At 25.2% G+C, this 8,314-nt stretch carries 12 protein-coding genes and 1 tRNA gene; 2 read left to right on the forward strand and 11 right to left on the reverse strand.

Features of this window, described 5'->3' with window-relative positions; translation table 11 throughout:
* Positions 1–21: 21 nt before the first annotated feature.
* The 7 genes from AYC59_RS07090 to rpmG all read right to left on the reverse strand — a co-directional run bounded on the left by AYC59_RS07090 (position 22) and on the right by rpmG (position 3,855).
* Positions 22–1,506, reverse strand: a complete 1,485-nt coding sequence (locus AYC59_RS07090) for a methyltransferase regulatory domain-containing protein (RefSeq protein ID WP_066896891.1) — start codon at positions 1,504–1,506, stop codon at positions 22–24.
* Positions 1,507–1,565: 59 nt separating this feature from the next.
* Positions 1,566–2,273 carry a 50S ribosomal protein L1 gene (gene rplA, locus AYC59_RS07095; RefSeq protein WP_066896893.1) on the reverse strand — a complete coding sequence of 236 codons (708 nt, stop codon included), beginning with the start codon at positions 2,271–2,273 and terminating at the stop codon, positions 1,566–1,568.
* A 50-nt stretch (positions 2,274–2,323) separates the two neighbouring features.
* Positions 2,324–2,758 (reverse strand): 50S ribosomal protein L11, encoded by a 435-nt coding sequence (gene rplK / locus AYC59_RS07100; RefSeq protein WP_066896895.1) that lies wholly within the window; start codon positions 2,756–2,758, stop codon positions 2,324–2,326.
* 65 nt (positions 2,759–2,823) lie between these two features.
* Positions 2,824–3,381 carry a transcription termination/antitermination NusG family protein gene (locus tag AYC59_RS07105; protein ID WP_066896897.1) on the reverse strand — a complete coding sequence of 186 codons (558 nt, stop codon included), beginning with the start codon at positions 3,379–3,381 and terminating at the stop codon, positions 2,824–2,826.
* A gap of 3 nt (positions 3,382–3,384) precedes the next feature.
* Positions 3,385–3,582 (reverse strand): preprotein translocase subunit SecE, encoded by a 198-nt coding sequence (gene secE, locus AYC59_RS07110; protein ID WP_169792235.1) that lies wholly within the window; start codon positions 3,580–3,582, stop codon positions 3,385–3,387.
* Positions 3,583–3,624: 42 nt separating this feature from the next.
* Positions 3,625–3,699: transfer RNA gene (locus AYC59_RS07115), tRNA-Trp, on the reverse strand.
* 6 nt (positions 3,700–3,705) lie between these two features.
* Positions 3,706–3,855, reverse strand: coding sequence for a 50S ribosomal protein L33 (gene rpmG, locus AYC59_RS07120; RefSeq protein WP_066896901.1), 150 nt, complete (start codon positions 3,853–3,855; stop codon positions 3,706–3,708).
* 237 nt (positions 3,856–4,092) lie between these two features.
* On the opposite strand from rpmG, the gene AYC59_RS07125 reads away from it, so the two are divergent.
* Both AYC59_RS07125 and AYC59_RS07130 read left to right on the forward strand, forming a co-directional pair.
* On the forward strand, positions 4,093–4,770 hold the full coding sequence (locus AYC59_RS07125; RefSeq protein ID WP_066896903.1) for a winged helix-turn-helix domain-containing protein: 678 nt from the start codon (positions 4,093–4,095) through the stop codon (positions 4,768–4,770).
* 7 nt (positions 4,771–4,777) lie between these two features.
* Entirely contained in the window at positions 4,778–5,326 is a 549-nt protein-coding gene (locus AYC59_RS07130; RefSeq protein ID WP_066896905.1) for a hypothetical protein, read from the forward strand.
* A gap of 13 nt (positions 5,327–5,339) precedes the next feature.
* On the opposite strand, the gene AYC59_RS07135 is transcribed toward AYC59_RS07130, so the two are convergent.
* The 4 genes from AYC59_RS07135 to lacD form a co-directional block, all read right to left on the reverse strand.
* Positions 5,340–5,594 carry a S4 domain-containing protein gene (locus AYC59_RS07135; RefSeq protein WP_066896906.1) on the reverse strand — a complete coding sequence of 85 codons (255 nt, stop codon included), beginning with the start codon at positions 5,592–5,594 and terminating at the stop codon, positions 5,340–5,342.
* Entirely contained in the window at positions 5,591–6,274 is a 684-nt protein-coding gene (locus AYC59_RS07845; protein WP_066896908.1) for a hypothetical protein, read from the reverse strand. The genes AYC59_RS07135 and AYC59_RS07845 overlap by 4 nt, the downstream gene beginning before the upstream one ends.
* Positions 6,275–6,356: 82 nt before the next feature.
* On the reverse strand, positions 6,357–7,103 hold the full coding sequence (locus tag AYC59_RS07145) for a YlmH/Sll1252 family protein (protein ID WP_066896910.1): 747 nt from the start codon (positions 7,101–7,103) through the stop codon (positions 6,357–6,359).
* Positions 7,104–7,226: 123 nt separating this feature from the next.
* Positions 7,227–8,201: a tagatose-bisphosphate aldolase gene (lacD, locus tag AYC59_RS07150; protein WP_066896912.1), complete on the reverse strand. Its 975-nt coding sequence runs from the start codon at positions 8,199–8,201 to the stop codon at positions 7,227–7,229.
* Positions 8,202–8,314: the final 113 nt, after the last annotated feature.

The raw sequence follows: 8,314 nt of genomic DNA on the forward strand, positions 1-8,314 counted from the left end.
AATTGCAACAGCCTCTTTTAATTATACATTAACAAAGAAATTCATAAATTCTATCTTTACTATAAATTCATATATATAATCTGATGATTTAACTTCAACTTCTTTACCAGAAATATTTTTAGTCAATTTAAAATTGTTTTTTTCTATTATCATATCTAGTTTATTAATCAATTCTTCTTTTGTTCTTGGTTTTTCTAGTATTTTCATCAATTCTAAATCTAAAAAATTAAATATATCTATGTTATCATTATAGTAGTTAGACATTGTTATATATTTTATATTTTTTAAACACACATCTATATAATTTGTATAAACCTTTGGAATATACACTTTATTTTCTTTATATACTATTCTTTCAACATCATTTAAACTAAACAACACATTATTATATACCATTAAGTCTAAAAGTATACCTCTCATTTCAGTCTTATCATCATTTTTACTTACCAAATCAGATATACTAAACACAGGTTTACTGTTAATAACTTCCTCAAATTTATTTTTTAATTTTGAATCATTTATAGCATCTAAATTTAGTTTATAGAAATATAGTTTATCTATAATACTTGAAGGAATTTGTTCTGTAAAATTAATCAACCCTCTTTTATCTTTCTTACATATTAAAGATTTTCTAAACTGTGTATCTAAAACAAAATCTAAACATTGCTCTTTAATAATATTATCATCTAATGAAAGAGCTTTAATATTTTCTATAACTTCTGATCTATGTGAACTTAAAAATGATAATCTTAAGTTAATATCACTAATATATGTAAGATTATGTTTATCTAACATATCAGCAAATTCATGTAAATAAAATGGATCATTTACTTCTTCTAAATATTCATGAGCCAGATAATAATTATCTTTTTCTAAAGCATAGTTTAGTTTTTCTAAGAATTTATGCTGATCAACTTCTGTATATTGTTTTATTTGATTTGCAATTATATTAATAATATATTTAGATCTTTCAACTTTTTCATCTAAAGGTGTTGTATCATAATACTTATTAGCATATAGCATTATATCTCTAATTTTTTGTAATTCTTTCCACCCAGGATATGTATTATATGATACATAAGCTATTCCATTTTCACTTAAATTATTATCTAATATAGATAGAATTTTTTCTTTAACCATGTCTGGAACCCATGAGAATACACCATGGCATATTATATAATCAAACTTACCAAATTCTTCATCTATATCCATAATATTCTTCTTCATTAATTTAATATTCTTAAGACCTATGCTTTCTATTATTTCATTTCCCTTTTTAATTTGTTCTTCTGATAAGTCTATTCCTATATATTCATTATCTGGATTATATAAAGCTTGAGATAATATATTTCCTCCAAACGATGATCCTAATTCCAATACTCTACATTTTTTAGAATTAACAGGAGTAAGTCCATATAAAAATGAAAGTGCCTCTATATTAAATGGAGTAGTAAATGGAAAAGATTTTGATTTATATACTAATTCATCATATGAATTTTTAGACATATTTTCACCCTTTCGTTTATAAAATAAAAAGCATAGTAAACTATGCTTTATATATTAATTTATTTAGCTACAAATGAAGATGCTAATAAAGGATCTATTTTAATTCCAGGTCCCATAGTTAATGAGATTGCAACTGTTCTTAAGTATTGTCCTTTAGATGTAGCTGGTTTTAATTTAATAATTTGATCTAAAGCAACTTTGAAGTTTTCAACTATTTGTTCTTCAGAGAAGTTTACTTTACCTATTGGTAAGTGAATTGATCCTAATTTATCAACTTTAAATGCTACTTTTCCTTTTTTGAATTCTTCTACAGTTTTAGCTACATCAGTAGTAACTGTTCCAGATTTAGGATTTGGCATTAACCCTTTTGTTCCTAAGATTTTACCTAATTTACCAAGTTTAGGCATCATATCAGGAGTTGCTATTACTAAATCAAAGTCCATCCATCCTGCTTGAATTTTTGTAATATATTCATCATCACCTGCAAAATCTGCTCCTGCAGCTAATGCTTTATCTATATTTTCTCCTGAAGTTATAGCAAGTATTCTAACTGTTTTACCTGTACCATTTGGTAAAGTTACAGTTCCTCTTACTTGTTGATCAGCATGTCTAGGATCTACTCCTAATCTAATAGCTAATTCTACTGTTTCTACGAATTTAGCACTCTTAGTTTCGAATACTAATTTTAAAGCTTCTTCAGGTGTGTATATTTTTAATTTATCTACTTTTTGAGAAATTTCATTATATCTTTTCCCTTTTTTTGACATTTATAATCCTCCTTTGTGGTAACTGAATTTTTAAATCTCCCACTTAAATATTAATCGTTAACTTTAATTCCCATACTTCTTGCAGTTCCTGCAATTATATTCATAGCAGCTTCAACTGATGATGCATTTAAATCTGGCATCTTAGTTTCAGCAATTTCTTTTAATTGAGCTTTAGTAATACTTCCAGCAACTTCTTTTAATGAGTTTTGAGCTCCTCTTTCAACTTTAGCTGCTTTCTTTAATAAATCTGATGCAGGTGGTGTTTTTAATACAAAACTAAAACTTCTATCTGCATAAATTGAAATTTCAACTGGTATAATAAATCCTGCTTTATCTTGTGTTTGAGCATTGAATTGTTTACAGAATTCAGGAATATTTATACCTTGTGGTCCTAAAGCTGACCCTACTGGTGGTGCTGGGTTAGCTTTACCAGCTCCTAATTGTAATTTAACTTTAGCCACTATTTCTTTATTATTTTTAGCCATTTCTATTATCCTCCTTTGTGGTAACTGAATTTTTAAATCTCCCACTTTTATTACAATATTAAAATTTAAAATTTACTAACTTCATCTAACTCAAGAGTTAAAACTGTAGGTCTACTTCCAATTAAAGCAACAATTTTTACTTTTTTAGCAATTAAATCTATAGAATCTACTGTACCTTCTATACCATCATTAGTTCTTACATAATCACCAACTTGGTAATCTAATTGTTCTTCAAATTCATCGTTACTCATCTTAGAAAATACATCTTCAACTTCAGCTTCTGACATAGGTAAAGGATCAGATCCAACACCTACAAACCCAGTAACTCCATTAGTATTACGAATAATATACCAAGCCTTACTATCAACTTTATAGTTAACACTATCTTCATATTGTTCTCTAGTTGTTCTCATTTCAACCATTACATAACTTGGAAATATTTTTCTATAAACAGGAACTAACTTCCCTTTTTTCTCTTCCATAACTTTTTCTTCAGGAACTAAAATTCTAAATACTTTATCAGTCAAACCTTCAGAAAAAATTCTTTTTTCTAAATCCGTTTTAACCTTTTTTTCATATCCTGAATATGTATGAATTATATACCATTTATTTACAAATTCCATATCTTACCCCTGTCTTATAACTGTTTTAATGAAGCTTGAAAATCTATCCATTAGAGTTGTAAAGCTTACATCAAATATTAAAACCATTAAAGAAATGAATATAGTAATTAATAGTACCACTATAGTAACTTGTACTACTTCTGGCAAACTTGCCCATGTAACTTGTTTGTACTCAGATACTACTTGACTAAACAAATTCATTTTTTCTTTTTTCATAAATTTTCTCCATATTCTATAAAAAAATGGCAGGCCAGATAGGACTCGAACCTACAACATTCGGTTTTGGAGACCGACGCTCTACCATTGAACTACTGGCCTATTTTATTACTTAACTTCTCTGTAAAGAGAATATCTTTTTAACACTGGATTGTATTTTCTTAACTCTAATCTTTCAGGATGAGTTTTTTTGTTTTTAGTTGTAACATAGTGTCTCAACTTTGTCTCAGTGCATTCTAAAATTACTTGAACTCTCATTTTTATTCCTCCCAATATTTAAATTTGTATTGGTAATACAGATATTGATTGCATAAATCAACTCATTAATATTACCATAATTACGCTTTTTTGTCAACTTTTTTTATTAAATATATTTTTAATTTATATTTTTTCTACAAGTTATCATTTTTATTATTGAAAACTAAATATTTTATTTGTTTTTTAAAGTTTTTTATGGTATAATTTTAATAGATTGATAGTGGAGGGATTTGATTTATGAAAATACTTTATTATAGTTGGGACATAAAAAAAGATTATGATTACCCAGATAAATTAAGAAAAGACCATTTAAATATTGAAGTAACTAGTGATGAAAGTGTAGTTTTAGATAAAATTGAAAATAATTTAGTAGATATTTTAATTTTTGACACTACAAATATTATGAATTATAAAAAACTATTTCAATATTTTAACGAACCAAATAGTAAATTATTGACTATTGCTATAACAAGACCTGAAAATACATTTATTATTGAAGAGGCACTAGAAATTGGTTTAAACGATTATATTTATTGTACATTGACTCCTAAACAGTTTTCAGCAAAACTACGTGCATTTCTTTTCCTAGTAACAAAAGAAAAGAAAGTTGATGAAAACGGTATTCTTACAGTAAAAGATCTAGAATTAAATCCTCTTACAAGAGAAGCTAAGCGTGATGGAAAAGAAGTATCTTTAACTAATAAAGAATATAAATTACTAGAACTATTACTATTAAATAAAAATAAGATAGTTACAAGAGAAACTATACTTGAAACTGTATGGGGTAAAGATTATTCTAGCAACAAGAATATAGGGGATGTTTATGTAACATTCTTAAGAAGAAAAATCGAATATGGATTCCCAACAAAAATAATTAAAACTATTAGAAATGTTGGTTATATAGTTAAGGATTAATTAATAAATGAAAAAAGTGATTTCTTTTATAATTATATTATCAATACTTATACTATCAAACTTTTATATTCTTAATTATAGATCTAATAATAATGCAAATAAAAATACAGAAATTAAAATAAATAAGAATATTTTTAAAAACAGATTATTAGATGATGTAATAGACGAGTTTAATCTTAAGTTTAATAGTTCTAAATTTGTGATTTCAAACTTTAGTAGCAATGAAATTGAATCTAATATTTACTTTTATTCTCAAATAAAAGGTTATGAAGAAGCATACTTATTAATTGAATATAAAGATTTTGATGTAACTAGAATTTCTTTTCATTTTACTAATGCTCGTAGTGAATATTTTAATGATATTTCAAATATTATGACATTATTAGTTAAAATATCTGATCTAGACATTAAAACTAAAGAAGCTCAACAAATCATAATTAATATGTTTTCTAAATTCCAAAAAGGAAGAGATAATGTAACATTAATTTATGATAACAATCTAGTTTATAGTATAAATATTACAGATAATAATAATATTGAATTTAATATAAAATAGTGCACTATGTGCACTATTCTTTTATTTCAATTATTTTAATATATTTTTCTATATCTTCTTTTTTAACTGATTCAGGTGGCATAGATATAACATCCACATTAAAAACTCTATTAAAATATTTAATTAATATTTTATCACCTATTTTAACTGTATATAAAGCTTTTTTTACATCTCCATTTACTTCTACCCTACCCAAATCACATAACTCATTAGCTATAGTTCTTCTTTTTACAACTCTAGTTACTTTCAAAAATTTATCTAATCTCATTTTTTACCTCTTTCTATATTATTCATTACTCTTGCAGTTGCAAGTAAGAAAGAATTAACATTAGTTAGTTTAATATTTTCATATGCTTTAGCTAAAAATTCTTTAGGAGTATAATTATATCCTTTTTCTCTTAATTTCAATATACTTTCAGCTGTTTTTTGTTTAATTTGACTTCTACTTTCTACTACTTTTTCAGCTATAAAGTCTATTATTTTTTCATCAGTTACTTCAAATTTAACTGTATTTACATTATTGTTATTATTAGCAGTACTCTTATTTTCAACTACAACTTCTTCTACTTTTTTAATAACTTCTTTAGGTTTTTCTACCTCTTTTTTATTTTCTGTATTTTTTACTACAGTTGTAGATTTTACTTCTTTTGCTTCATTAGTTTTCTTAACATCATTTTTTACTGTAGATTCTTCTTTTTTAACTGCAATCTTTTCTTCTGCAACTTTAATAGTCTTATTTTCTTTTACTGGTTCTTTTTTTACTTCTACAGTTTTTTTAGTTTCCTCTGTTTTTTTAGTCTCAACTTTATTATCTTTTATTTCTTTATACTTAACATCATCTTTAAAAGAAACTATATTTTTATCATTCAAATATTGATTAAATTTTTCTATACTACTACATGAACTAACTAAAATCATGCTAATTGTTATATATAATAATTTTTTCATAAAATCACCACACCTCTCTTCCTATATAATAACATATTTAAAAAAAATTTTTAATATAACTATAAAAATTCTAAGTTTAATATTAAATATATTTTTTTATAACCCAGATATTTTTACCCTTTTTTGTCTTTCCACTTTCAAAATCAATTAAAAATTTCCCATATTTTCTTATAGTTATTATAGTTCCTAAATCTATTTTTTTATCTTTTTGTTTACATATTTCATAATCTATTTGTACTAATCCACTTTCTATATATTCTACTGCCTTATTTCTTGATAAATTTGTTATTTCTGAAATAAAAGTATCTAATCTATTTGAACTAACATTAATCTTAATTTCCTCAAATTTATAACTAAAATCTTCTTTTTTAGAATATCTAACTACACATTTATTTTTACCTACAAGTTCTAGATGATCTTTAATATATTCACCAACTTTTGAATTAGAATAAATATACGCTTTATTATCTTCAACAAATATATCTCCTAATAATTCTCTCTTAATATTTAAAGACATTATTGAGCCTAAAAAATCTTTATGTTCATATTGTTTGAATTTATTATTAACTTCTATTTCCAAAATAACATAATCAAACTGATAATTTAAATTTTTAGGATAAAAAGCTATCTGCTTTCTATCTACGCCCACCATATCTACCATTATATTATCATATGATTTATTTATTTTTTTCCATATATTAGGAGTTACAAAGAAATCAGTGTTTACAGCAATTTCATTTTCTATTGCTAATTCAATAACATTATATACTTTAAGTGCTGTTTCTTTATCACTAAATTGTTTCAAAAATTCATCCCTATTAATTCCCATTTCATCACCCATATTAATTATATTATAAACAAGCTATTTTTACAATAATAGATAGTAATAGTTTAATATATAAAAAGAGATTACTCTATAAAAATAAAGTAATCTCAAATAAATATTTCTTAATTATTTAGTTAATTTTAATTTCCAATCTGTAGCTGTTTGTCCTAAAACTTTACCAAGTGATGTAATTTTTTCAGTTCCTTCAGTTTCAAGCCATTTTATAGCTTCTTCTTTACCTTTACTACTATATGGTTCTATAGCATCTGCCCAAGTTGCTCTTCCACATAATACTCCATTAAAGTTAGATCCTGCTTCGTGAGCTAATTCTAATGATTTTTTGAATAAATCCATACTTACTCCACCTGATAAGAATATGAATGGTAAATCTGTAGCTTCTGCTTGTTGTTTATAGAACGCTTTAGCTTCTTCTCTTGTGTAAACCCATTCTTCACCATATCCTTCAACATAATTCATATCTACTGGAATTTCCATTTTAAGAACTGTAACATTGTATCTTTCTTTAGAAAATTCTTTCATCATTTCTATTACTTTATGTGGTCTAACCTTTGCATATTCTTTTCCAGTTTTACCTGCTTCATCATAAGATACTAATTCTAAATAAAATGGTAAATCTTCCCCTAAACATTCACTACCTAATCTTTCAACAAATATATGTTTAGCTTCATTTATCTCTTTATCATCATCAATATCATAATATAATAAGAATTTAATAGCATCTGCTCCTTGTTCTTTTAATCTTCTTACAGACCATTCATCTAAGATATCTGGTAATCTTCCTTTTTTAGTTGCATCATAACCAGTTTTTTCATATGCTAATAATAGCCCTGCTTCTTTATCTCTAACTTTTGATGCAGGTAAACCATATTCAGGATCAAGTAAAATTGAACTTGCATATTTAGTTAATTCTGAAGATACTAAACATTTAAATTCTTCAATTTTTTCTGTAGTTGATTCAGTGTATTTACCTATCATCTTCTTTATAGATCCTCTTTGGTCTATAGCTAAAGCTCCTATTACACCCTCTCTATCTGATAATCTCTCCATAGCCTCATAAACATTTTTTGAAACTTTTCTCATAATTTGTCCTCCATCTATTTTTTGCTGGTACTTAACACATTCATAGTATACCTCAATATGTGTAAAAGGTCAATATATTATTCATATTGTTTGTGATAATATAAGAATGTAGA

The sequence above is a fragment of the Pseudostreptobacillus hongkongensis genome (genome assembly GCF_001559795.1).
In the GTDB taxonomy this organism is placed as follows: Bacteria; Fusobacteriota; Fusobacteriia; order Fusobacteriales; family Leptotrichiaceae; genus Pseudostreptobacillus; species Pseudostreptobacillus hongkongensis.